The 23622-nt window shown below is 59.1% G+C and carries 19 protein-coding genes, 7 pseudogenes and 2 other annotated features; of the genes and pseudogenes, 18 read left to right on the top strand and 8 right to left on the bottom strand.

The features are described 5' to 3' along the window. Positions 1-119: 119 nt before the first annotated feature. The 4 genes and pseudogenes from QFZ94_RS42285 to QFZ94_RS42270 all read left to right on the top strand — a co-directional run. A pseudogene (locus QFZ94_RS42285) lies at positions 120-329 on the top strand (transposase); the annotation flags it as partial. Between the two features lie 42 nt (positions 330-371). After that, a complete protein-coding gene (locus QFZ94_RS42280; RefSeq protein ID WP_429463984.1) occupies positions 372-731 on the top strand; it encodes a tyrosine-type recombinase/integrase in 360 nt (119 codons plus the stop codon). 5 nt (positions 732-736) lie between these two features. Continuing rightward, positions 737-2059, top strand: coding sequence for a hypothetical protein (locus QFZ94_RS42275; RefSeq protein WP_429463982.1), 1323 nt, complete (start codon positions 737-739; stop codon positions 2057-2059). A 201-nt stretch (positions 2060-2260) separates the two neighbouring features. Next, positions 2261-3315, top strand: a pseudogene (locus tag QFZ94_RS42270) (IS3 family transposase); the annotation flags it as partial. A 57-nt stretch (positions 3316-3372) separates the two neighbouring features. Here the strand turns inward: QFZ94_RS42270 and QFZ94_RS42265 are convergent. Continuing rightward, a protein-coding gene (locus QFZ94_RS42265) for an IS3 family transposase (protein ID WP_429458928.1) occupies positions 3373-4610 on the bottom strand; the annotation gives its coding sequence in 2 pieces (ribosomal slippage) (positions 3373-4307 and positions 4307-4610; 1239 coding nt in all). Further along, positions 4204-4320 (bottom strand) — a sequence feature (AL1L pseudoknot). (Overlaps the previous gene by 117 nt.) Before the next feature lie 209 nt (positions 4611-4819). On the opposite strand from QFZ94_RS42265, the pseudogene QFZ94_RS42260 reads away from it, so the two are divergent. From QFZ94_RS42260 to QFZ94_RS42230, 7 genes and pseudogenes are all read left to right on the top strand, one after another. After that, positions 4820-5927 (top strand): annotated as a pseudogene (locus QFZ94_RS42260) (IS5 family transposase). After that, a complete protein-coding gene (locus tag QFZ94_RS42255) occupies positions 5924-6088 on the top strand; it encodes a hypothetical protein (protein ID WP_429463980.1) in 165 nt (54 codons plus the stop codon). The pseudogene QFZ94_RS42260 and the gene QFZ94_RS42255 overlap by 4 nt, the downstream one beginning before the upstream one ends. 152 nt (positions 6089-6240) lie before the next feature. Further along, a pseudogene (locus tag QFZ94_RS42250) lies at positions 6241-6819 on the top strand (IS6 family transposase); the annotation flags it as partial. Between the two features lie 349 nt (positions 6820-7168). Continuing rightward, positions 7169-7483, top strand: a complete 315-nt coding sequence (locus tag QFZ94_RS42245) for a hypothetical protein (protein ID WP_152854939.1) — start codon at positions 7169-7171, stop codon at positions 7481-7483. Between the two features lies 1 nt (position 7484). Beyond that, entirely contained in the window at positions 7485-7796 is a 312-nt protein-coding gene (locus QFZ94_RS42240; RefSeq protein WP_152854938.1) for a hypothetical protein, read from the top strand. Positions 7797-7826: 30 nt separating this feature from the next. Further along, entirely contained in the window at positions 7827-8165 is a 339-nt protein-coding gene (locus QFZ94_RS42235) for a hypothetical protein (RefSeq protein WP_018437024.1), read from the top strand. Positions 8166-8188: 23 nt separating this feature from the next. Beyond that, complete coding sequence (locus QFZ94_RS42230) at positions 8189-8467, top strand: hypothetical protein (protein ID WP_018437023.1); 279 nt, start codon at positions 8189-8191, stop codon at positions 8465-8467. A 339-nt stretch (positions 8468-8806) separates the two neighbouring features. Here the strand turns inward: QFZ94_RS42230 and QFZ94_RS42225 are convergent. The 3 genes and pseudogenes from QFZ94_RS42225 to QFZ94_RS42215 form a co-directional block, all read right to left on the bottom strand. After that, positions 8807-9247, bottom strand: a pseudogene (locus tag QFZ94_RS42225) (IS6 family transposase); the annotation flags it as partial. Between the two features lie 221 nt (positions 9248-9468). Further along, the gene (locus QFZ94_RS42220) at positions 9469-10089 is read right to left on the bottom strand and encodes a group II intron maturase-specific domain-containing protein (protein ID WP_429464317.1); all 621 of its coding nucleotides are present in this window, start codon (positions 10087-10089) and stop codon (positions 9469-9471) included. Between the two features lie 25 nt (positions 10090-10114). After that, the gene (locus QFZ94_RS42215; RefSeq protein WP_429463977.1) at positions 10115-11809 is read right to left on the bottom strand and encodes a recombinase family protein; all 1695 of its coding nucleotides are present in this window, start codon (positions 11807-11809) and stop codon (positions 10115-10117) included. Between the two features lie 169 nt (positions 11810-11978). On the opposite strand from QFZ94_RS42215, the gene QFZ94_RS42210 reads away from it, so the two are divergent. The 5 genes from QFZ94_RS42210 (at position 11979) to QFZ94_RS42190 (ending at position 17509) form a co-directional block, all read left to right on the top strand. Further along, positions 11979-12794, top strand: coding sequence for a reverse transcriptase domain-containing protein (locus QFZ94_RS42210; RefSeq protein ID WP_429463975.1), 816 nt, complete (start codon positions 11979-11981; stop codon positions 12792-12794). A 533-nt stretch (positions 12795-13327) separates the two neighbouring features. Further along, positions 13328-13849, top strand: a complete 522-nt coding sequence (locus QFZ94_RS42205; protein WP_429463974.1) for a hypothetical protein — start codon at positions 13328-13330, stop codon at positions 13847-13849. 79 nt (positions 13850-13928) lie between these two features. Beyond that, positions 13929-15194 (top strand): IS256 family transposase, encoded by a 1266-nt coding sequence (locus tag QFZ94_RS42200; protein WP_429463973.1) that lies wholly within the window; start codon positions 13929-13931, stop codon positions 15192-15194. A gap of 41 nt (positions 15195-15235) precedes the next feature. Then, entirely contained in the window at positions 15236-15445 is a 210-nt protein-coding gene (locus tag QFZ94_RS42195; protein WP_429463971.1) for a hypothetical protein, read from the top strand. 306 nt (positions 15446-15751) lie between these two features. Next, complete coding sequence (locus tag QFZ94_RS42190) at positions 15752-17509, top strand: recombinase family protein (RefSeq protein ID WP_429463969.1); 1758 nt, start codon at positions 15752-15754, stop codon at positions 17507-17509. Here the strand turns inward: QFZ94_RS42190 and QFZ94_RS42185 are convergent. The 3 genes and pseudogenes from QFZ94_RS42185 to QFZ94_RS42175 form a co-directional block, all read right to left on the bottom strand. Then, positions 17480-18130 (bottom strand): annotated as a pseudogene (locus QFZ94_RS42185) (reverse transcriptase N-terminal domain-containing protein); the annotation flags it as partial. The gene QFZ94_RS42190 and the pseudogene QFZ94_RS42185 overlap by 30 nt on opposite strands. Positions 18131-18612: 482 nt before the next feature. Next, positions 18613-19209, bottom strand: a pseudogene (locus QFZ94_RS42180) (IS6 family transposase); the annotation flags it as partial. Positions 19210-19265: 56 nt separating this feature from the next. Next, positions 19266-20503, bottom strand: a protein-coding gene (locus QFZ94_RS42175) for an IS3 family transposase (protein WP_429462140.1) whose coding sequence is annotated in 2 segments (ribosomal slippage) — positions 19266-20200 and positions 20200-20503 — 1239 coding nt in all. Because the reading frame shifts where the segments join, the coding sequence is not laid out codon by codon here. Continuing rightward, positions 20097-20213: a sequence feature (AL1L pseudoknot), on the bottom strand. (Overlaps the previous gene by 117 nt.) A gap of 166 nt (positions 20504-20669) precedes the next feature. Here QFZ94_RS42175 and QFZ94_RS42170 point away from each other — a divergent pair. After that, positions 20670-20942, top strand: a complete 273-nt coding sequence (locus tag QFZ94_RS42170) for a hypothetical protein (protein WP_429463803.1) — start codon at positions 20670-20672, stop codon at positions 20940-20942. Positions 20943-20956: 14 nt separating this feature from the next. On the opposite strand, the gene QFZ94_RS42165 is transcribed toward QFZ94_RS42170, so the two are convergent. Beyond that, complete coding sequence (locus QFZ94_RS42165) at positions 20957-22000, bottom strand: neprosin family prolyl endopeptidase (protein ID WP_429463967.1); 1044 nt, start codon at positions 21998-22000, stop codon at positions 20957-20959. 371 nt (positions 22001-22371) lie between these two features. On the opposite strand from QFZ94_RS42165, the gene QFZ94_RS42160 reads away from it, so the two are divergent. Then, a complete protein-coding gene (locus QFZ94_RS42160; RefSeq protein ID WP_429463966.1) occupies positions 22372-23541 on the top strand; it encodes an IS4 family transposase in 1170 nt (389 codons plus the stop codon). Positions 23542-23622: the final 81 nt, after the last annotated feature.

Below are 23622 nucleotides of genomic sequence, written 5' to 3'. Positions count from 1 at the left end.
CATGTAACAACGGCCTGCCCACCCGAAGTGCTCCCCAGTGCCCCTGTCCCGGATGGTCACACCATACGCTCAAACCGCTGGGCGCGGGAACGCGAGGCACCGGCTATATCATGCCGGTTACCAATTCGCTGGAGAGCGTGAATGCACAGCTGCGCAAGATCATAAAGACGCGCGGACACTTCCCGTCCGATGAAGCGGCGACCAAACTGCTCTGGCTTGCGCTGCGCAAAATCACCAGCGACTGGCACCGTGCGGCCCACGACTGGAAGGCCGCCATGCGGCAGTTCGCGATCATCTACGAGGATCGCTTCACACGACCCAACAGCTAGAATGAAATTGATCGCCTGCCACGCCTGAAATGTTCAGACGCCTTGCACACAAAAATTCAGACACTCCCCCGGCACGCCGTATTCCTGTCTGAATCACCCCGCAATCATGGAGCAGCAATCACGTTGTGGACGTGGTCCAAGGTCGTCCGGTCCATCGCCCTCCGCGCCGACGTTCCGGCGTTTTCGACTCATACGCTTCGACATCTTTGTCTGACCGACCTTGTACGGTCGGGCTGGCAACTCCACGACATCGCTCGATTTGCCGGCCATCAGAGTCTGGAGACGACGCGGCAATACATCCATCTTTCCGGCCAGGATCTGGCGGATCGATTCGCAAAGACAATGCGTCAGATTCATACGTGGCGTATCGAAGCGCTGGCGGGTATTGCGGAGAAGCAGTAACGGTCATGAAAGCTCCCCGTCTCCAATCCTTGCAGCCGCCAGGCTCCGACGCGTGTCGGTGGGTCTGGCCTTTGCGAATCGAGGACTACGACCGCAGCATCAGCCTCACGGTTGCAGAGCAACGAACGTTGGCACGAGAGCTTTCAGAGACGATGGGAACCACGCGCAATGCAATGGCGGCGCCTGGTCACCTGGCAGGGCTCCAGCGGTTAGTGACGCCGATCAATGACGCGCTTGCCATGGTCGACGGCAAATGCGGATGTGGCGATCGTGTCAGGCTGATCCTGCTTGATCACTGTGCGCGACAAGATCGCACATTCTGGGGATGGGACAGCACTGCATGGCGCGAGGTGATAGGGACGAGCCAACGCTCGCTTGTTTCGACCAACAGCATAGCAAGTGGCGGTGAGCGAGAGGTATTGATCGCCGTCGCGTATCTACTTCAGTGCATCAATGACACCTCCTGTTTCAAGGAGCTGAAACGGCTAGCCCTGGCGGAATTGGTGTTCGGCAAGGACCAAGTTGCTGCCACGTTGAAGCGCGTGACCGACACTGCGGAAACATGGGGTTATCGAGGCCACAACCAACAACTCATGAGCATGGTTGCAGAGCTTCTGCTCATGAATGGACGGCCGGAACTTGAATCCCTGACGGCGGAGGTTGTCAAGGGAGCTCGCAACCGCTGGTGCGACTCGGTCGCCCGCAGCGCGCTGTACTTCCAACTGACGCGTGTCCTGACGGCATCGGGATTGGCTGTGGATGAACCCAAAGTGCGTGATACGGTCGACAGGGAATTCATCCATGCAGCGGGGATAGCGAATATCGCCTCCGAATGGGTTGCGATGGCAGAGCAATGGGACGCGACCAGTACCCTGACTGCACGTAGTCGCCGCCAGTTTCGAAGCATGATTCTGAAGGCGGGGCGTTGGATGAAAGACCGACATCCCGAAACCACCCGTGCCGATCAGTGGACCCGGGAGCTGGCAGCAGAATATGTCGGCGCGGTGGACCGCATGCGAGTCGGAGACTACGTGTGGAAAACCGCAGGTCTGGGCGACAAGTTTGGCAAACCCATCAGTGCCCGCACCAAAACGGCCTTGCTTGGTTCGATAAGATGCTTCTTTGTCGATGCTCAGGAATGGGAATGGATACCGCGCCGCTTCGACCCGTCGCGCGCATTTGCCACGCCCCGTTCGGTGAAATCACTCATAGGACCGGCACCACCAGAGTGCGTCCCGTCCAGCCATTTGCACTCGACATCAAGACCGGCGAACAGGTGGCCTTCCTGTTCTCATATCGTGCGAAGAGAATTCCGCATGATTATCTGAACCGACATCTGATTCCAATGCTCTGTCGGAAGGCTGGAATCCCAGCGGCCGATGCCCGCGGCCAGATCAGCAGCCACCGAGCTCGGTCAACCGCAAGCGGTCCATCTTTAGCGTCTGGCAGTGATCGCCAGGAGCGAGGAGCATAGGCGTCCACCTATTTGAACTGACCCCGAGAAGTTGGACACTTCTGCAGGGAGTCTTGTGGGCAAGTATTCGGAAGAGACCAAGCTCGCGGTCGTCAAGGATTATTGTTCGGGAACGGCGGGGCTCAAAGTCGTTGCTCGCCGCCATGATGTGGATGTTACGTCGCTACGCAAATGGGTGGCAGGTTATCGTTCGCATGGTGCTGCTGGCGTAAGGGAAAAGGCGCGGGCCACCTATAGCTTAAAATTCAAGCTGTCGGTGTTGCGACGCATGCGTGACGAGAGCCTCTCCTATCGGCAAACGGCCGCGCTGTTTGATATTCGCAACTTCAATATTATCGCTACGTGGGAGCGCAACTACGATCAAGGCGGACTGGAGGCCTTGTCTCCGCACGCTTCCTTACGCCGCAAGAAGATGACAAAGCATCAGACCACAGAATCTCCGAGATCATCAAAGGGCGACGCTGGGCGCACTCGCGACGAATTAATGAAGGAACTGGACAACCTCCGCATGGAGAATGCCTATCTAAAAAAGCTCAATGCCTTGGTTCAAACGACCGCGCCGCAAGCGCAGCGCAAAAAGCGCAAATCGTGATCGAGCTAAGGCACCAATACCCTCTTGCCGGTCTGCTCAAGCTGGCAGGCTTGGCGCGCAGCACTTTCTATTATCAACAGAAGGCGCTGCAGCTAGTCGACAAATATGCTGACCTTAAGGCCCGGATCAAGGCTATCTTCGACAGACATAAAGGGCGATACGGCTACCGGCGAATCACCGCTGCGATCCGACAAGAGGGCCAGACCGTCAACCACAAAACGATCCAGCGTCTCATGGGTGATCTGCGTCTGAAGTCCTGCGTACGGATCAAGAAATACCGCGCCTATAAGGGCGAGGTTGGCAAGATCGCGCCCAATATCCTTGAACGTCAGTTTGACGCGCATTTGCCTAACCAGAAGTGGGTCACAGACGTGACCGAATTCAACGTTCGGGGAGAGAAGCTCTATCTCTCCCCAGTGCTTGACCTGTATAACGGCGAGATCATTGCGTACCAGATGGCCCGGCGTCCTTTGTTTGACATGGTAGGCACGATGCTGAAGAAAGCGTTTGGTCGGCTCAAGCAGGGCGACAAAGTTTGAACCGCCCCGGGTTTCCCGGAGACTATTTTGCTTGAGTCATGCCACGGCGGCAGACCCAGCGAGATTTGCATAATAAGCGGCTTCGGCCTGCGCGGGTGGAATGTTGCCGATGGGGCCGAAGAGCCGACGATTGTTGAACCAGTCCACCCATTCGAGCGTCGCCATTTCAACGGCCTGCAGATTGCGCCACGGTCCGAGGCGATGGATGACCTCTGCCTTGTACAAGCCGTTGATCGTTTCAGCCAGTGCGTTATCGTAGGAGTCGCCCACGCTGCCCACCGACGGCTCGATGCCCGCCTCGACCAGCCGATCCGTATAGCGGATCGATACGTATTGCACGCCGCGGTCGCTGTGATGGATCAGCCCGTCCTGCTGCGCCGGCTGTCGTTCGTACAAGGCCTGCTCCAGTGCGTCCAGAACGAAGTCCGTGCGCGCCGAGCTCGACACGCGCCAGCCGACAATGCGTCGGGCGAACACGTCGATGATGAACGCGACATAGACGAAGCCCTGCCAGCTCGATACATAGGTAAAATCTGAAACCCACAGCGCATTGGGCCGTTCGGCCGTGAATTGCCGCTTCACCAGATCCTTCGGGCACGGCGTCGAACCATCGCTCACTGTCGTACGTACCGTCTTGCCCCGCACCACGCCGCGCAGGCCCATCTGCTTCATCAGCCGCTCGACCGTGCAGCGCGCCACGACAATGCCTTCGCGCTTCAATTGCGTCCAGACCTTGTCTGCGCCATAGACCTGGAAGTTTTCTTCCCACGCGCGCCGGATCTCATCCTTGAGCATCCTGTCACGCTGGGCCCGCGGCGGCACCAGGTCAGGATTGGCGCGGCGAGCCACATGGGTGTAGTACGTCGACGGTGCGATTGGCAGCACCCTGCAGATCGGCTCGACCCCGTAGACGTGCCGGTGATCATCGATGAACGTGATCATCACTTCGGTCGGCGGTCGAGCTCCGCCTGTGCGAAATACGCTGACGCCTTGCGCAGGATTTCATTGACCTGCCGAAGCTCACGTACTTCCCGCTCCAGTTCCTTGAGCCGATCCTGCTCCTGCGTACTCGTGCCCGGGCGCAAACCCCGATCCCGCTCCTCCTTGCGCACCCAGCTACGCAGCGTCTCGCCCGAGCAGCCAAACTTCGCCGCAATCGACGCGATCACTTTCCATTGCGATTCCCGGTCGCCTTGATGTTCCAGCACCATTCGCACAGCCCGCTCACGCACTTCCGGCGAGTATCTTGGGGATTTCTTCTTCGTGTTTTCCATAGCTCCATTTTCTCAAGAAGTGGAGTCTCCGGAAAACCCGGGGCGGTTCAGTTGCGCAGTAGTCGAGTGTGATGACAAGCCAGGTAGGACCGGGGCCCGCCAAGCCTGAATCATCTCTAGCAGGCTGTTGAATTTTGCTCCCGTGTAAACGGGGTTCCGGGGCCAAGCGTTATGGATATCGTGTTCATGATCCTTTGGCAGAGAATTCGATGCGTGGAATGGATGAGATGCAGGAAGCCCTGTTCACGACGGTCAAGCTGGAGGACTTCGTTCCGGCCGGTCATCCGTTGCGCCCCATCCGGCTGCTGGTAAATCAGGCGTTGAAGCGTCTTAACGGGCTGTTCAGCGTCATCTATGCGGATAGCGGTCGGGCCTCGATCGCACCGGAGAAGCTGGTGCGTGCGTTGCTGTTGCAGGTGTTCTACTCGGTGCGCAGCGAGCGCATGCTGATGGAGCAGATGCAGTACAACCTGCTGTTCCGCTGGTTTGTCGGACTGGCAATGGAGGACGTGGTGTGGAACCACTCCGTCTCCTCGAAGAACCGCGACCGACTGATCGAGCACGAAGTCGTGGAATCGTTCTTTGCTGAAGTCATGGCTCTGGCGGACAAGCAGGGCCTGCTGTCCCGGGAGCACTTCTCGGTGGACGGCACGCTGATCCAGGCATGGGCGAGGTCACAAGAGTTTTCGCCGCAAGGACGGATCGGACGATCTGCCGCCAGGTGGCGGGCGCAACGCCGAGGCCGACTGGAAGGGCGAGCGGCGCAGCAATGAGACGCATGAGTCGAGCACTGATGCGGATTCGCGCCTGTACAAGAAGAGCAGGCAGAGTCCGGCCATCCTCTGTTACCAGGGGCACATCCTGATGGAGAACCGCTCGGGGCTGGTGGTCGGTGCCGTGGTAAGCCATGCAGATGGATTTGCCGAGCGTGCCAATGCGCTGCGACTGCTTGACTGCGTGCCGGGCACTCACGCCAAGACAGTCGGTGCCGACAAGGCGTACGACACACATGACTTCGTACACGATTGCCGGGCGCGAAACGTGACCCCGCATGTCGCACGCAATGACGCCCGCCCAGGTGGCAGCGCGATCGATGACCGTACATCGCGGCACGCGGGATACCAAATGAGCCAGGTCATCCGCAAGCGTATTGAGGAGCATTTCGGCTGGGGCAAGACGGTCGGCCGGATCCGGCAGACGGTGTATCGCGGCATCAAGCGGGTCGACCAGCACTTCAAGCTGACGATGGTGGCGGCGAGCAACCTCACACGCATGGCGCGAATAATGGACGCGGTGTTTACGGGAGCGGTGCAATGAGCCGCCAGGGCGCGTGGCCTGAGGGGCGTGGCATCGCCGCGCAGGCGAATTGCCTGCACGAACTGGCCGGCGCATCCGGATTTCAGCGGGAAATTGCACGCGCAACACTCCTGAACATTGCTTCGGTCTTCATGACGAGGCGCTTTTCAACAGCCTGCTAGAGCTTCGGGCTCGTTTGAAGAATGAGGCGCGGGCCAGCGGATTTCATAGGGGGCCGTAGCCTATTGGGCTGCAACAAGCCCGGACATAGAGCAGCAGCCCATCCTGTCTGTCACAACAAGCGAGAACTGGCGCAAAGGGACGCGTTCATATAGAGATGGTGACTGAACGCGGCATCGATGTCGACCATTCAACCGTGCACCGGTGGGCGATCAAGTTGCTGTCCGTTCTGGAAAAGGCATTTCGACGTCGCAAGCGCGCAGTCGGCAGGAGATGGCGCGTGGACGAGACGTATATCAAGGTCAAGGGACAGTGGAAGTACTTGTACCGGGCCGTGGACAAAGCGGGAGACACGATCGATTTCCTGCTGTGCGCCCACCGTGACAAGGCTGCCGCAAAGCGCTACTTTGAAAAGTCGATTGAGTGGAACGGCGAACCCGAGGTGGTGACGATCGACAGGAGTGGGGCGAATCTCGCTGCGCTTGGGGCTATCAACGCCGGGCGCGAGACGCCGATCAGGATCCGTCAGTCGAAGTATCTGAATAACATCATCGAACAGGATCACCGCGCGATCAAGCGCCGGACCCGCCAGATGCTCGGGTTCAAGAAATTTCGTTGCGCCCGCATTCTCCTGGGGGGCATCGAAGTCATGCACATGATCGTCAAGGGCCAATTGAACGATGGCGGCGTTCGCCAAACTCCCGCACAGCAGTTCTATTCGCTGGCTGGATAAGGAATCCATACCAATCGGTCTTGCCCGACCTCTCGCTCTTACTGCGACAGAACCGGCACGAGGCGTACCTCGATATTTGCGCGGAGATCGACAAGGCGCTCGCTGAAGCCCAAGAGAAGCTTACGCGCCCGTCCGAGCAGCAGATCGTTAGGGGGCTACGTGGCAAACGCAAAATAAATAGTGCGCGAACGTGCGGAATCCCGGGAATTTTCCCGATGGCAGACTCGAGGGCGGGCGGAGGTAAGGGTTGATGCGACCCGCATCAGCGCGTCAGAGTGCGGCGCGGTTACACTGTTGCCTTTCGCCGGACAAGCCTTTGTATTCCGTTAACGAGGGAGAGAACGATACCATGCGCTCTGTTTACAAAGTCAAGTGGAGGATGGTGCGCTCGGGCAGTGTGCCCGTGCGCTTCGTGTGCGTGACGGATCTCAATCTCGGCCGGAGTGTCACGAACAACATCGAAGGCGTGATCGACGACCTGATCCGGGCCGGCTGGCTCGACTATGGCGACCGGATGATCTATTCCGATGCACATGGCATTTGGGACGAGGTAGTGCTGGGCGAGGACTGCCGCTTCCTCGGCTTCCGGTCGCTGAACATGCGTACGTGCGACGAGGCGATCACGCTCGGGCTCCTGTCGTCGCGCTACCCGGAGGGCATCTAGTATGCAGTTGCCATTAGAAATACTCCGGCGATTCCTCACGCCCGCCTTCAAGGGCGAGCCCGATGATGCCGCGCTCGCGCGCATGGGCTACTCGCGGCCCTTACGCTATCTGCCCGATGGCCGCGTGGTCGCGCTGATGGAGATCAACACGTGGGAGTGGGCACTCGTGACGGGCGTTCGTCCGTGCGGGCGCACCGACACGTTCTACTTTCACTCATTAGAGGCGGCGCGCACCGCGCTCGATGCGTGGGACGGCTCGAGCGAGCCGCAGGGCTGGCTCCGGCATCCGCAGTCCGGGTCGCCGTCGACCTGATGGCGACGCATCGCGCGAGTACGTCCAGCCATGACCAGGACCGCCTACCTGATCGATCCCTGGACGCGCACCGTGGAAGCGGTAGAGCGCACCGCAGTCGACGCCCCCACTGTCCTGCGGGAAATCCGTTCCTTCATGCACTGCGACTATATCCAGGCTGTGCGTCTGCATGATGCGGGCCCGGACGTCATGTATCTGGACGAGGACGGCTACCAGAAGGACCCGCAGGCGTTCTTTCACTGTCGACTGTGGCCGAATCAAACGGTCGCCGGTCGTGCGCTGTGGGTCGGAAAGACAGTGGACGGCGACGACGCCAGTCCCACGATGCCGCTCGATTATGTGCGAGGACATATCGCGTGGGCTTATTGATGAGTTGCGGAGGTTTGCGAAAAATGAAAGCCCGATGCCGCATTGCACTCGTGCTGTCGTCGCTGCTCGTGACAGCGTGCCAGACGATGCCGGACAGCTACACCGCGCAGTTCCAGAGGGAAGGCGAGCCGCCCGCCTACATCGACGGGCACGCTGATGGATGCCGTAGTGGACTGAGCGCAGCAGGCAACCCGTACGTCCAGGCGACCAAAGACCCGACCCGCTTCGCGCAAGACTCGATGTACGCGCAGGGCTGGAATGACGGATTCTCGACATGCAAGGAATGGTACAAGCCCTTCTGACTACATCGCTGATGTGAGGACATACAGATAGCACGGGCGTGCGTCCGCCGATCAGCACGCCGCTGGAGATCAGCTATGCAAATCGATGCGTTTATGCGAGGCGCAGCATCGAGATTCACCGAACCGTCGACCTTTCGTGGCGCCATCTCGAAGATAACATTTGATCATGGAGCGGGCCTTCGAGCGGCAGAGTGGTAGTGACCTCTTTTAAAGTTGTGGGCTTGATCCGGCAGACGAAGTCTGGCTGGCTCAGTTCGGCCATGAGCAGGCCCCTCGATTCCACCGGGTTCTGTCGCAGTAAGAGCGAGAGGTCGGGCAAGACCGATTGGTATGGATTCCTTATCCAGCCAGCGAATAGAACTGCTGTGCGGGAGTTTGGCCAACGCCGCCATCGTTCAATTGGCCCTTGACGATCATGTGCATGACTTCGATGCCCCCCAGGAGAATGCGGGCGCAACGAAATTTCTTGAACCCGAGCATCTGGCGGGTCCGGCGCTTGATCGCGCGGTGATCCTGTTCGATGATGTTATTCAGATACTTCGACTGACGGATCCTGATCGGCGTCTCGCGCCCGGCGTTGATAGCCCCAAGCGCAGCGAGATTCGCCCCACTCCTGTCGATCGTCACCACCTCGGGTTCGCCGTTCCACTCAATCGACTTTTCAAAGTAGCGCTTTGCGGCAGCCTTGTCACGGTGGGCGCACAGCAGGAAATCGATCGTGTCTCCCGCTTTGTCCACGGCCCGGTACAAGTACTTCCACTGTCCCTTGAGCTTGATATACGGGTGAGTAGACCCGGGGAATTGCGCCCCGAGTCTCTCGCAGGTAGGGTCGAGAACTGGCGCGCGCACGGTAGGCTCCGGTGGTCTCTCCATCGCTTTCGCGGTGGCCCTCATTCCGGCTGCCATAGTCACGTTTCCAGCTCCCGCCACGTCGAACGCAGCTTGCGGTTTTCCCGCACTACGCTCTCTTTTCTGCTTCACGTCAAGGTTTATGGGACCTATCATGCCGGGCGCGCTTTCGGTGCGACGGTACGGCGGACCCGGTAGCCATTGAACAGCCCCAGTTCCTCATACAGCCAACGCCTACTCCACCGTTTCCAGCCGAAGCCCCGTCGGTTCCGGGATCGCCCCATATGGCGCCGGATCTTCTTTTCCACCCAGTCCCTGATGAAGTTGAAGCACTCGTTAGAGTCCCCGATAGCGAAGTAATGCACCCAGCCCCGCAGCACCGGATTAATCAGTTGGACTACCCGATTGACCGGCTGTGACTGGTATCGCCGGAACACCTCCTTGAGCCTGTGCAGTAACGCCGTACGCTTCTTCAGCTTTGGCGTGTAGTGCGCTCGCCACGCCCGTGTCCCGAAGCTGCGGAGTTGACGGAAGTCAAACCCCAGAAAGCCGAAGCTCTCCTTGCATCTCAGATCCACGGTGCGACTCTTCTCCTCGTTCACCTCGACCTGTAGCCTGTCAAACTCCTCCCGTAGTCGCCTGCTTACCGCCCCCAGCAGCCAGTCATGGCGTGGGTGTGCATCGATCAGCACGACGAGATCATCAGCGAAGCGGGCATACTCGACGTAGGTATACTTCCCGTTACGCGTGGATTCTTTCGCCCGCTCCAGCATCCGGTCCACCTCAGTGAGGTAGACGTTACTGAGCAATGGCGAAATTACGCCGCCTACAATGTTGCATACTTTTCTCTCCCGCGTCTGAGTCGGTCGAATTTTCGCTGCCGCGAACCGGCGGTTGCGGATCGACACGGAACACGACGACGATCTCGTCCTTGTGGATTTCTACGCGCTTGACCAGGCCCAGAACGATCTTGCGTTTCGTTTCAAGATCAATCGCATCCAGCTTTTCAGTGACGGCGGCTGCAAACTCCTCAAGCCGGTTAATGACGAGAAACAGCTCGCTTTGCATCGCGCCGTGGCGCCGTGATTCCTGGATCTGCTGTTCAATCTGTGCGAGCCGACTCTTCAACTGCTGCATCCTTGGCTCGAAGTCAGCCTTGTCGATGATACCGTCGGAGTAGCCGTCGATCAGTCGCGATTTGCTCTTTTGGAGCTGAAGCCGCTGCTTTTCCAGACTGCCGGTATCGAAGCCGCGCTTTTCGCTACGCTCCATCACGTCGAGTCGACGTTCATACTCTTCTTTCAGTCGATCGGGATGCCTGAGCAATTCCACAACCTGATGCCATACCAGCTCATCGAGCTTGTCTGTCCGTACCTGCAGGTTGTCGCAGATACGTTCGCCGCCGAACCGGTAGGCGTCGGTTCCAACGCAGCGGTAATAGGCATAGTCTCGATGATGTCCCTTGGCCGCCGACTTGCTCACTTTCTTCGCGTAGTAGGCGTAACGGCACTGCCCACAAACAGTGAGCCCCTGCAGCAGGCGAAGCGGCGCATTATCCCGGCGCTGGCGTGCCAGCTTGCGGTTCTCGGCAAGCTGCTCCTGAACGATTTCGAACAGTGCTTCGCTGACGATTGCTGGCACCGGAATTTCGATCCACTGCTGCCGGTCCGCGCGTTTCGCTGAATACGGTTTCCTGGGCACGCAGGCGCTGTGACGCTGGGCACGCACGCGCACCTGATGATCGCACGCCTGCGTTTTGCCAAACGCAGCCCGCCCCATGTACGCCGGATTACGCAAGATGCCCCATACCACGCTGCGGTCCCAGTACGGCTTGCCCGATGCCGTCACGGTACCGGCCTCGCCAAGCCGACGTATCACTTCTCCGAGGCTCAGGCGCTCCAGCCCGACCCACTCGAAGATCGCTTTCACCGTGGCGGCTTGCGGCAGTTCGATGACGTACCGGGCTGGCGTCCCGTCGAGCTGTCTTCGGATATAGCGGTAGCCGTAAGGCGCCCCTGATAGCACGTTGACGGTACCGCGTTTCGCGCCGTGAAGCTTGCCGCGGCGGTGACGCTCTGCGATTTTTGCCCGCTCGTACTCCGCTATCATGCCCTGCATCTGCAGCAGCAGTGATTCTTCCGGCGTCGTGCCAATTGCATGATTGAGAAACACGACCTGTACGCCGCACGAGGAGAATTCCTCCATCAACAGGGCCTGGTGCGCATATTTGCGCGCCAGGCGGTCTGGCGCGAGGATGTACAGCCGATCGACCGTCCCGAGCGCGGCGGCGTCGCGCAGGCGCTCCAATTGCGGCCTGACCAGCGTTGCACCGCTCACCCCGGCATCGACGAAGCACATGTCCTCCACAATCTGCGCCCCGTCGGCCTGAATTCGTTCTTTCAATGCAGCGATCTGGCTGTCTATCGTGCCGCGTTTGCTTTGCTGCTCGGATGACACGCGCGCGTAAAGCGCGACCATGGCAACGTTGCTCATCGTTTCCCTCGCTTCATCGCTTTCGCCGTTGCTGGCCTTGCATCCGATGCGCGCCTCGTGCTTCGGGCATCAATCGGACTGAGCTGATCATAGGCCTTCTCCAGTTGTTCGCTGGAATAGCGGTTCGGCTCGAAAGCGAGACGCACTCGCCAGTGTTTGCGTCGTCCCCGTGTCATCGACTGGGCTCCCGGTTAGCGGGAGCAACGGCCTCAAGCACGAGAACCGCATTACTGGCAGGACATTCTCTGGACCATGGCGCCAGACACTCCCTCGATATGCGAAGGCCCCATCTTACCCGCGAGTTTGCTATGTTGTTGCCGGGGCTGTCAGTCCGATCCTGATGAATCTGTTCATGCACTATGCGTTTGACGTCTGGATGCAGCGTCACTTCCCGCAGTGTCCCTTTGCGCGCTATGCCGATGATGCGGTGGTCCATTGCCGTAGCCAGGAGCAGGCACAAGAGGTTATGCACGCCATTGCCTCGCGGCTGGCGGAATGTGGGTTGACGACGCATCCTGAAAAGTCAAAGATCGTGTATTGCAAGGACAGAAGTCGCACCCAAACCTACCCGAATGTGACCTTCACATTTCTGGGCTTTCAGTTTCGTCCGCGAAGGGTGTTGACCAGGCACGGGCAGGTCTCGACCAGCTTTGTACCTGGCGTCAGTCCTGACGCCCTGAAACGGATGAGACAGACGGTGCGGGGGTGGCGGTTGCAGCGCCAAACGTCGAAATCACTGTTCGAACTCGCTGAGCGATGTAATCCCAAGATATGTGGCTGGTGGAACTACTACGGGGCTTTCCATCGGACAGCCATGCATGAGTTGAGTCGGTATCTCGACCGAAAGCTCGTGCGCTGGGTTCAGCGCAAGTACAAAACACTGCGACGGCACAAACGGTGCAGTGAGGAGTGGCTACGCAAGATGAGGAAGGCGTACCCGCGAGAGTTCGCGCACTGGCAGTATCAGGGGAAACAGGTTGGATAACGGGAGCCGTGTAAATCGAGAGGTTTACGCACGGTTGTGTGTCCAGGTAAGGCTGGCGTGTTCAGCAGGAGATAGACCTGCCGGAGTAGAAGTCAGAAGCTCCGTAGCTGGGATAGCAGGGTGGCGGGAAACCAAGACTCTGAAGCCTATCGACGACCGTTTCCTTGGGGGACGTGCGAGTCATCGGGCCGTAATGAAGATGAACGTGGATGTGGCCTCGAAAGTGAATAGATCCGAGGGCCGAGCCCGCAACCGTGAGGGTGAAGGCAGCATGGGTAGCCGAATTCTGACCGACACGGCTACGCCACTTCGGCGGGGTGGAAGCGACGGCACGATGACAAGGACATGCTAAGCAACTGGAGAAGCCCTCCTCGCCCCGGCGCGAAATCGTCGGAGCAAGGTAGGCCCTATAACCGGCGAACCCGGGAAATGGACTGAAGGCGAGAGGGTGGCGGATGGGTCCGTATTAGCCGTGAAACCGGGTAACGCTGGTGGAGCGAAGGGGCCGTGCTGTTTGTAACGTCCTCGACAACATGGGAGGCAAGGACGAGATGACAAAGGCGTCCAGCAGTTTGCAGGACCTGAGGCGGGGAATATACGTCAAGGCGAAGGCTGAACCGTCCTGGCGTTTCTGGGGTTTGTACGTCCATGTCTGCAAGATGGAAACGCTGCTCGAAGCGTATGCGTTAGCCAGAAAGAACAACGGAGCGCCGGGTATCGACGGCGTGACGTTCGAGGCTATCGAGGCGCAAGGTGTGGTGAGCTTCCTTGCGCAGATACAGGACGAACTGATGGGGCGCACCTACCGGCCACTGCGGGCACGGCGACAGGAGATACCGAAGGATGGGGGCAAGGTCCGCGTCCTTTCGATTCCTGCTATCCGCGACCGTGTGGTCCAGGGTGCGCTCAAGCTCATGCTGGAGCCGATCTTCGAGGCAGACTCCCAGCCGGGGTCGTATGGCTATCGCCCAAAGCGTACTGCGCATGAAGCGGTGCAGCGAGTGGCGAAGAGCTATTGTCGAATCTGGTGTACAGCGGGAGCGGCGGGAATTTGAGAAGGCGGTGGCGGTCTAGCGAGAATGTTGCTTGTCAAAGGCACAACCAGCGAACCCGAGAAGGCCGGACCCGACCACCATGAAGAAGATTACGCAAGAATCGAACAGCAGTAAAGCGCAAACGAAAAGCGTGCTAGATGAGCTGATCCAGCAAGGCGCGCGGCAGATCATTCAGCAGGCAGTCGAGGTGGAACTGGCGACCATGCTCGAACAGTACAGCAACGTGAAGTCGATCGACGGCCGGCGTGCCGTGGTGCGCAACGGCTACCTGCCCGAGCGCGAGGTCGTCACAGCGATCGGTCCGGTGACGGTTCAGGTGCCGAAGGTGCGGGATCGTTCGGGCTCGGGCATCCGGTTCAATTCGACGATCGTGCCGCCGTACGTGCGCAAGTCCGCGCGCGTGTCGGCAGCGCTGCCGTGGCTGTACCTGCGAGGCATCTCGACGGGCGACATGAGCGAAGCTATGGGCATCATGCTGGGCGGCCAGGTCAGCGGCATGTCGCCGAACGTCGTGAGCCGGCTGAAGGCCCAATGGGTCGATGAGCATGAGCAGTGGAATCGGCGTGAGCTGTCGTCGGCGCGCTGGGTCTACTGGTGGGCCGACGGCATTCACACCGGTGTGCGCAGCGACGATTCCGACGGCCAGTGCCTGCTGGTGATCGTTGGCGTCAAACCGGACGGGACGAAGGAACGTGTGGCCATCGGTGACGGCTACCGGGAATCGAAGGCATCGTGGAGCGAACTGCTGCTCGATCTGAAGAAGCGCGGCCTGCCGTCGGGGCCACTGCTGGCCTGCGGCGATGGCGCGATGGGATTCTGGGCCGCGATGGAGGAAGTGTTCCCGCAGACGAAGCATCAGCGCTGCTGGTTTCACAAGATGGGTAACGTGCTCAATGCGCTGCCGAAATCGCAGCAGGCTCGAGGCAAGAAGGCGATGCAGGACATCTGGATGGCGGCCACGCGCGCTGATGCACTGGCCGCATTCAATCACTTCGTCGACGCGTACTCGGCAAAGTACCCGAAGGTCGCCGAAAAGCTGACGGAAGATCGTGACGAGCTGCTCGCGTTTTACGATTTCCCGGCTGAACACTGGCAGCATCTGCGCACCACGAACCCGATTGAATCGACCTTTGCGACGGTGCGCCATCGCACGAAACGCACGCGCAACTGTGTATCGCGCGCGACGTTCCTCGGGCTGGCGTTCAAGCTGATCGAGTCGGCCGAAGAATCGTGGCGGCGCATCCGCGCCCCGGAAAAGCTCACTTCGATGCTTGACGGGATGACGTTCAAGGATGGAGAACCGGTGACCGACAGCACACCGGCTCAGCAATCGATAGCCGCCTGATTACGCCGAGACCGCATACACCAGATTTGACTTTAACTCGAGTGGCGACGGCAATTGTTCAGTGGAAGACCCGAGTCATAGATCTGGATTTGCGTGCCTACTTTGACACCGTGCGGCATCATCTGCTGCTCGAAAAGGTGGCGCGTCGGGTCAATGACCGGGACGTCATGCATTTGCTGAAGCTGATGCTGACGGCCTCGGGTAAACAAGGCGTTCCGCAAGGCGGGGTGATAGCCCCGGCAACAACATAGCAAACTCGCGGGTAAGATGGGGCCTTCGCATATCGAGGGAGTGTCTGGCGCCATGGTCCAGAGAATGTCCTGCCAGTAATGCGGTTCTCGTGCTTGAGGCCGTTGCTCCCGCTAACCGGGAGCCCAGTCGATGACACGGGGACGACGCAAACACTGGCGAGTGCGTCTCGCTTTCGAGCCGAACCGCTATTCCAGCGAACAACTGGAGAAGGCCTATGATCAGCTCAGTCCGATTGATGCCCGAAGCACGAGGCGCGCATCGGATGCAAGGCCAGCAACGGCGAAAGCGATGAAGCGAGGGAAACGATGAGCAACGTTGCCATGGTCGCGCTTTACGCGCGCGTGTCATCCGAGCAGCAAAGCAAACGCGGCACGATAGACAGCCAGATCGCTGCATTGAAAGAACGAATTCAGGCCGACGGGGCGCAGATTGTGGAGGACATGTGCTTCGTCGATGCCGGGGTGAGCGGTGCAACGCTGGTCAGGCCGCAATTGGAGCGCCTGCGCGACGCCGCCGCGCTCGGGACGGTCGATCGGCTGTACATCCTCGCGCCAGACCGCCTGGCGCGCAAATATGCGCACCAGGCCCTGTTGATGGAGGAATTCTCCTCGTGCGGCGTACAGGTCGTGTTTCTCAATCATGCAATTGGCACGACGCCGGAAGAATCACTGCTGCTGCAGATGCAGGGCATGATAGCGGAGTACGAGCGGGCAAAAATCGCAGAGCGTCACCGCCGCGGCAAGCTTCACGGCGCGAAACGCGGTACCGTCAACGTGCTATCAGGGGCGCCTTACGGCTACCGCTATATCCGAAGACAGCTCGACGGGACGCCAGCCCGGTACGTCATCGAACTGCCGCAAGCCGCCACGGTGAAAGCGATCTTCGAGTGGGTCGGGCTGGAGCGCCTGAGCCTCGGAGAAGTGATACGTCGGCTTGGCGAGGCCGGTACCGTGACGGCATCGGGCAAGCCGTACTGGGACCGCAGCGTGGTATGGGGCATCTTGCGTAATCCGGCGTACATGGGGCGGGCTGCGTTTGGCAAAACGCAGGCGTGCGATCATCAGGTGCGCGTGCGTGCCCAGCGTCACAGCGCCTGCGTGCCCAGGAAACCGTATTCAGCGAAACGCGCGGACCGGCAGCAGTGGATCGAAATTCCGGTGCCAGCAATCGTCAGCGAAGCACTGTTCGAAATCGTTCAGGAGCAGCTTGCCGAGAACCGCAAGCTGGCACGCCAGCGCCGGGATAATGCGCCGCTTCGCCTGCTGCAGGGGCTCACTGTTTGTGGGCAGTGCCGTTACGCCTACTACGCGAAGAAAGTGAGCAAGTCGGCGGCCAAGGGACATCATCGAGACTATGCCTATTACCGCTGCGTTGGAACCGACGCCTACCGGTTCGGCGGCGAACGTATCTGCGACAACCTGCAGGTACGGACAGACAAGCTCGATGAGCTGGTATGGCATCAGGTTGTGGAATTGCTCAGGCATCCCGATCGACTGAAAGAAGAGTATGAACGTCGACTCGACGTGATGGAGCGTAGCGAAAAGCGCGGCTTCGATACCGGCAGTCTGGAAAAGCAGCGGCTTCAGCTCCAAAAGAGCAAATCGCGACTGATCGACGGCTACTCCGACGGTATCATCGACAAGGCTGACTTCGAGCCAAGGATGCAGCAGTTGAAGAGTCGGCTCGCACAGATTGAACAGCAGATCCAGGAATCACGGCGCCACGGCGCGATGCAAAGCGAGCTGTTTCTCGTCATTAACCGGCTTGAGGAGTTTGCAGCCGCCGTCACTGAAAAGCTGGATGCGATTGATCTTGAAACGAAACGCAAGATCGTTCTGGGCCTGGTCAAGCGCGTAGAAATCCACAAGGACGAGATCGTCGTCGTGTTCCGTGTCGATCCGCAACCGCCGGTTCGCGGCAGCGAAAATTCGACCGACTCAGACGCAGGAGAGAAAAGTATGCAACATTGTAGGCGGCGTAACGATTCCCCCGTGTGGGGTGCCGGCGTCAGTGGGGAAGAGTTCGTTTTGATACACGTAGCCCGCTTTGAGCCACTTCTTTAGAATCACCTTGTCCGTGGGGAGATTGGCGATCATCCAGTCGTGGGAAATTTTATCGAAACAGCCCTGGATGTCGGCCTCCAGCATCCATTCCGCACTCGCCTCTTTCGCCAGAGAATTGAAGCATTGTCCTCCAGCGTCAGCAGTGGAGCGCTCCGGCCTGAATCGATAAGAATTCAGGTCGGCGGTGGTTTCCGCAACGGGTTCGAGCGCTAGCAAATGTAAAGCTTGCATTGCCCTGCACCGCATCACGGGTATGCCGAGGGGCCTCGTCTTGCCGTTCTTCTTCAGAATAAAAACCCTCCGAAGCGGAAGGGGCGAATAACCCCGCCTCTTCAACGACGCAATCGCGTTGGCCTTTGCTGCCGGTGTTTTCCACGTTACCTTGTCCACACCGGGGGTGTTCCTGCCTTTGTTTTCAGTCACCCGCTTCACGGCTAATGCGCGGCCGCTGAACGAGTTGGTCAGCAGCCATTGCAGGGTTTTCACCCTGTTATGGCGGCCGGCCTGTACGGCCTTCAAAATACGCGTCTGCAGCCTTCTTACCTGGCGTTGAACATTGGCCCAATTGATGCCGTCCCACGTCACGCCGGAAGGTGCACGCGCCTGTGTTGCTGCACTCATTTGCTTTCCTCCCGTATAGATGGTTCTGCAAACTCTCTGGTGAGGAGAGACCATGAGGAAGTCTGCCCGCTTTCGCGTCGGGTGATGTTGCAACCCGTATCCCGTCCGTTACAGCCGGGCATTCGCTTTTTCCCCGTTCCTGTGCCCGCACCGCCATGGGCAGACCACGCAGCCTGCTGTCCCCGAAGGGAGCGATACGGGGTTTCCACGTTCCGCTTATGGAAGTACGTCGGGTTAGGTGCCTGCTCTGGGCCGGGAGGTATATGGGTCACGAACGCGTAATCGAAAAACGCTGTTCCCACCTCCGGTACCGTTTTGGTTCGAGCGCGATAGCCATTTCCGCTCGTTCAACCTAACGACCCTAATGCAGATTCAAATGTTTTCACCATACCGAGTATCTGGCACTCATCCGGCGTATGGCTGCCAGAAGGGTACGCCTCTCGCGATTGATACCCCGCGCCTTGCGGCGCCTAGTTACGTTGTCAGAGCCGCTCTTGATTCAGGCTCCTAGATTCACCGGGTGACACCGGTGGTTCTCTCCTTCTATGCTGCGAGAAGTGAGAACAACTTCTGTAAGCGACCTCGTGTCGCACTTCGATCAGATTATTGAGATACTTCGAAGAGCGCACCTTCGTGTCCTCGGGAAGCAGGCCGTCAATTTTCATCTCACGCACGGCCCGGTGCGACGCGGCATACCCATCGAGGGTGACCGTCTCCGGTGGCTGGCCTTGATGTTTGACCGCCTTGCCGAAAAAGGCTTTTGGCGCGGCCACATCGCGCTTTGCCCTGAGCATGAAGTCTACCGTCTGGCCGTCCCGATCCACCGCCCGATATAGATAAACCCATTTGCCCCGGATCTTCAGGTACGTCTCGTCAACCCTCCACGACCGTCCTGCAGACGTGGCAAAATGATCCCAGCGCTTGACGAACTCGGGCGTATAGCGGCGCACCCAACGCAGAATCGTCGTGTGAGCCAGCGACAACCCTCGCTCAGCCATCATCTCGACGAGATCGCGCAGGCTGAGTTTGTAGCGCAGATACCAGCGTACACAAAGAATGATCACCTCACGGTCAAAATGACGGCCGGCGAATAGCCTGAACCGCCCCGGGTTTCCCGGAGACTATTTTGCTTGAGTCATGCCACGGCGGCAGACCCAGCGAGATTTGCATAATAAGCGGCTTCGGCCTGCGCGGGTGGAATGTTGCCGATGGGGCCGAAGAGCCGACGATTGTTGAACCAGTCCACCCATTCGAGCGTCGCCATTTCAACGGCCTGCAGATTGCGCCACGGTCCGAGGCGATGGATGACCTCTGCCTTGTACAAGCCGTTGATCGTTTCAGCCAGTGCGTTATCGTAGGAGTCGCCCACGCTGCCCACCGACGGCTCGATGCCCGCCTCGACCAGCCGATCCGTATAGCGGATCGATACGTATTGCACGCCGCGGTCGCTGTGATGGATCAGCCCGTCCTGCTGCGCCGGCTGTCGTTCGTACAAGGCCTGCTCCAGTGCGTCCAGAACGAAGTCCGTGCGCGCCGAGCTCGACACGCGCCAGCCGACAATGCGTCGGGCGAACACGTCGATGATGAACGCGACATAGACGAAGCCCTGCCAGCTCGATACATAGGTAAAATCTGAAACCCACAGCGCATTGGGCCGTTCGGCCGTGAATTGCCGCTTCACCAGATCCTTCGGGCACGGCGTCGAACCATCGCTCACTGTCGTACGTACCGTCTTGCCCCGCACCACGCCGCGCAGGCCCATCTGCTTCATCAGCCGCTCGACCGTGCAGCGCGCCACGACAATGCCTTCGCGCTTCAATTGCGTCCAGACCTTGTCTGCGCCATAGACCTGGAAGTTTTCTTCCCACGCGCGCCGGATCTCATCCTTGAGCATCCTGTCACGCTGGGCCCGCGGCGGCACCAGGTCAGGATTGGCGCGGCGAGCCACATGGGTGTAGTACGTCGACGGTGCGATTGGCAGCACCCTGCAGATCGGCTCGACCCCGTAGACGTGCCGGTGATCATCGATGAACGTGATCATCACTTCGGTCGGCGGTCGAGCTCCGCCTGTGCGAAATACGCTGACGCCTTGCGCAGGATTTCATTGACCTGCCGAAGCTCACGTACTTCCCGCTCCAGTTCCTTGAGCCGATCCTGCTCCTGCGTACTCGTGCCCGGGCGCAAACCCCGATCCCGCTCCTCCTTGCGCACCCAGCTACGCAGCGTCTCGCCCGAGCAGCCAAACTTCGCCGCAATCGACGCGATCACTTTCCATTGCGATTCCCGGTCGCCTTGATGTTCCAGCACCATTCGCACAGCCCGCTCACGCACTTCCGGCGAGTATCTTGGGGATTTCCTCTTCGTGTTTTCCATAGCTCCATTTTCTCAAGAAGTGGAGTCTCCGGAAAACCCGGGGCGGTTCAGCCCGTCCAGACTCTTCAGCTTGTTCATCGCGGCTCCTCAAATCGGTCAGGGCGACACTCTAACCGATCCTTGAGCGCTATTTGCACCACAACCTTGAAAACCACTCGCCTACACGATGATCAGCTTCGGCACTACTGCCGAAGCTGATCACTCGCTTCGAGACCTTTGTTTCATCGCCGGCCATCGCGCCGTGGTCACGCTCGCCCGCACCGTGCCGATCCCTTCGCACAACGACACACATCGTCGCATCGCACGCCTGGCCGCCGCGATTCCCTCCCATCCCATGGGCTTGTCCAACCGCGCTGCGCCGAGCCTGCTCGAAACGCGCAACCAGTTGATAGAGCACAGCCTTATTGAGAAAGAGCCCCAAAAAAGAATCTCGCGCTGAGCGGGAACGCGTCTTCAACTGCAGCTTGAGCCGCCCGGGCCGCCGACGAAGAAGAATCGGGTCCACCAGCTAGGATACGGTGTGTTGGTGGGCACGTTGCCGCCCTTCCCGTTGCGCAATGGCCCAACCGCGTGATAGCAGTTGGAATTTCGGAAAAGGACAAAGTCGCTCCAGGTAGCGGTATCGGCAAGATTGTAATAGTAAAGATTGCGCTGATACTCGGCATGGCCATACAGCGCGTCGCCCCAGTTTCCACTACCCGCAGCCGGCCACGAGGTACGGCCGGTCGTTTCCGTGCCGAACTTGATATCAGTCGCGTTATGGCTGTTCTGCCCGCCCTGGTAGAAGGCCGCCGGGTAGTACCCGATCGCGACGCCGTCGAAAATGACCCACCAGTTTCCCTCAGTGTCACGGTGATATCCCGTGCTGAACTCGTGCTGAGGACCACCGGGGGCACTAATGTCGGTAAATGCTCGTCCCAGCACGGCGGTTCCGGCGACCAGCACGAAATCCCGCTTGCTATCGTTGTAGGATCCGGTTTGTTGGTAGTTATCCGCCGTGCTGAAAATGAAGTAGTGCGGGAGATTATCACCAAACATTTGGGGGTAGACGACCCAGCCTGCTTCCTCCGACTGAAGCCCTGCCTCCTCGCCCCCGACATACCAGACTTGGGACAAACTGAATACTTGGCCCATCCCCGTATTCACCTTCGGGTTCCAGATATTGAACGTGACATTGCCACCGAGATTATCCACCTTCTGCTCAAACACTGCGTATTTGTGACCCGCCGCAGGGTCTGGGTTCGGTGATTGCGCGTCCGATGATGTCATCGCCATCGGCGGCGCCTTTTTGTAGAACGCCTCCACGGTCGGGAATCTACTAAGCGTGTCGAGCGTGACTCGCATCAAGGGGACGGCATTGCTACCACAAGAGGGCATGCTTGCGCCGTCCTGAGGCGGCGCACTCGCTACGTCACGATCGGGGTTCGCGGGCAGGATGAATGGAGGCGGCGTCGCGATTTGCCTGAGGTGATATTTGCGAACCGCAGGTTGTTCCATCACCGGGACGCAGTCGTAGCGTCTGACCGTTTGCCTCAAAGCTCCTCGAGACATGCACGCCGTAGTAACGGTCCAGAATCGACTGGCGCATGTCTTCAAAAGCGGACGAGTCTCTGACTTTAAAAGAAGGCGATGCGGGAAGGTTGTGGTCGGCCTCCCCAAGCTCTGTCGGTTTGATGTCAGCATGGCCAACGTAGTCCTGAAAGCTTGCAGTTTTTGTATGTGCAATCAGTAGTGTCCGGTTTATTTGAGGTCGACAGGCTGGAGGGCGCCTGCTGACGCGGGGTTTGAGGATTTCGAGGGTGTCCACGATTTGAATTTCGAAAGCAGCATTTGCGATCCTTTCGGGTTTCGACGACCCGGGGTAGCGCATGAACGTGGGCAAGACGCTGTCTGCGCAAGTTATGGAGTTTGTGCCTTGGAAGACGTTTGGCCGCATCATCGATCGACATCGCGGCGACGCGGGTGTGCGCACGCTGGGTTGCGCGGATCTGTTTCGCATCATGGCCTTCGCGCAGCTGACCTGGCGCGAATCGCTGCGCGACATCGAGGCCTGCCTCGCTGCGAATCAGAGCAAGCTGTTTCATATGGGTTTGAAGAACGTGCCGGCACGCTCCACCTTGTCGGACGCGTTGAACCTGCGAGACTGGCGTATCTATCATGCGCTGGCAATGCGGCTTATCACCCGTGCCCGTGCGCTCTACGCGACCGAGTCGCTGGACATCGACCTCGATGCGACGGTCTATGCGCTCGATGCCACGACGATCGACCTGTGCCTGTCCTTGTTCCAGTGGGCGCCGTTTCGCACGACCAAGGCTGCAGTGAAGATGCATACGCTGCTGGATTTGCGTGGCGCAATTCCCGCGTTCATCCACATCAGCGACGGCAAGATGCACGAGGTGGGCGTGCTTGATTTCCTGCCCATAGAAGCCGGTGCGTTTTACGTCATGGATCGCGGCTATCTCGACTTCGCACGACTTTTCAAGCTGCATCAGGCGGGTGCTTTCTTTGTTACGCGCGCCACGAGCAACATGAACGCGCGCCGCGTCTACTCGACCGCCACCGACCGGAGCACGGGTGTGATCTGCGATCAGAGTATTGCTCTGAACGGTTTCCGCGCTTCGCAGGACTACCCCGAACGTTTGCGGCGCATCCGTTTCAAGGATCCGGAATCTGGCAAGAACCTGATCTTCCTGACCAACAACACGACGATGCCGCCCTTGACCATCGCCGCGCTGTACAAGAACCGTTGGCAGGTCGAACTGTTCTTCAAGTGGATCAAACAGCACCTGCGCATCAAGCGATTCCTTGACACAAGCGAGAACGCCGTGAAGACGCAAATCTGGTGTGCGGTCTCCACCTACGTACTGATCGCAATTGTCAAAAAGGAGCTTCAACTCGATGCCTCGCTCTACACATTGCTACAGATTCTTTCGGTCTCCGTGTTCGAGAAAACCGAGATTTCATGCGCCTTGAGGCCTGATCTACAGGCGCCAGAAATGACGCAATCCGCTAACCAGCTGAATCTATTCGAAATTTAACCGTAAGCGGCAGCTTTAGCACACCGAACGGAGAATCGTGCAAGTGAGGGGCGAGCATAGGGGCACGGCCGAGGCGCGCCG

The organism is Paraburkholderia sp. JPY465 (assembly GCF_050436725.1).
Lineage (GTDB): Bacteria > Pseudomonadota > Gammaproteobacteria > Burkholderiales > Burkholderiaceae > Paraburkholderia > Paraburkholderia youngii.
Note: the sequence above shows the minus strand (reverse complement) of the source record. Positions and strands in the feature narration are given on the sequence as shown.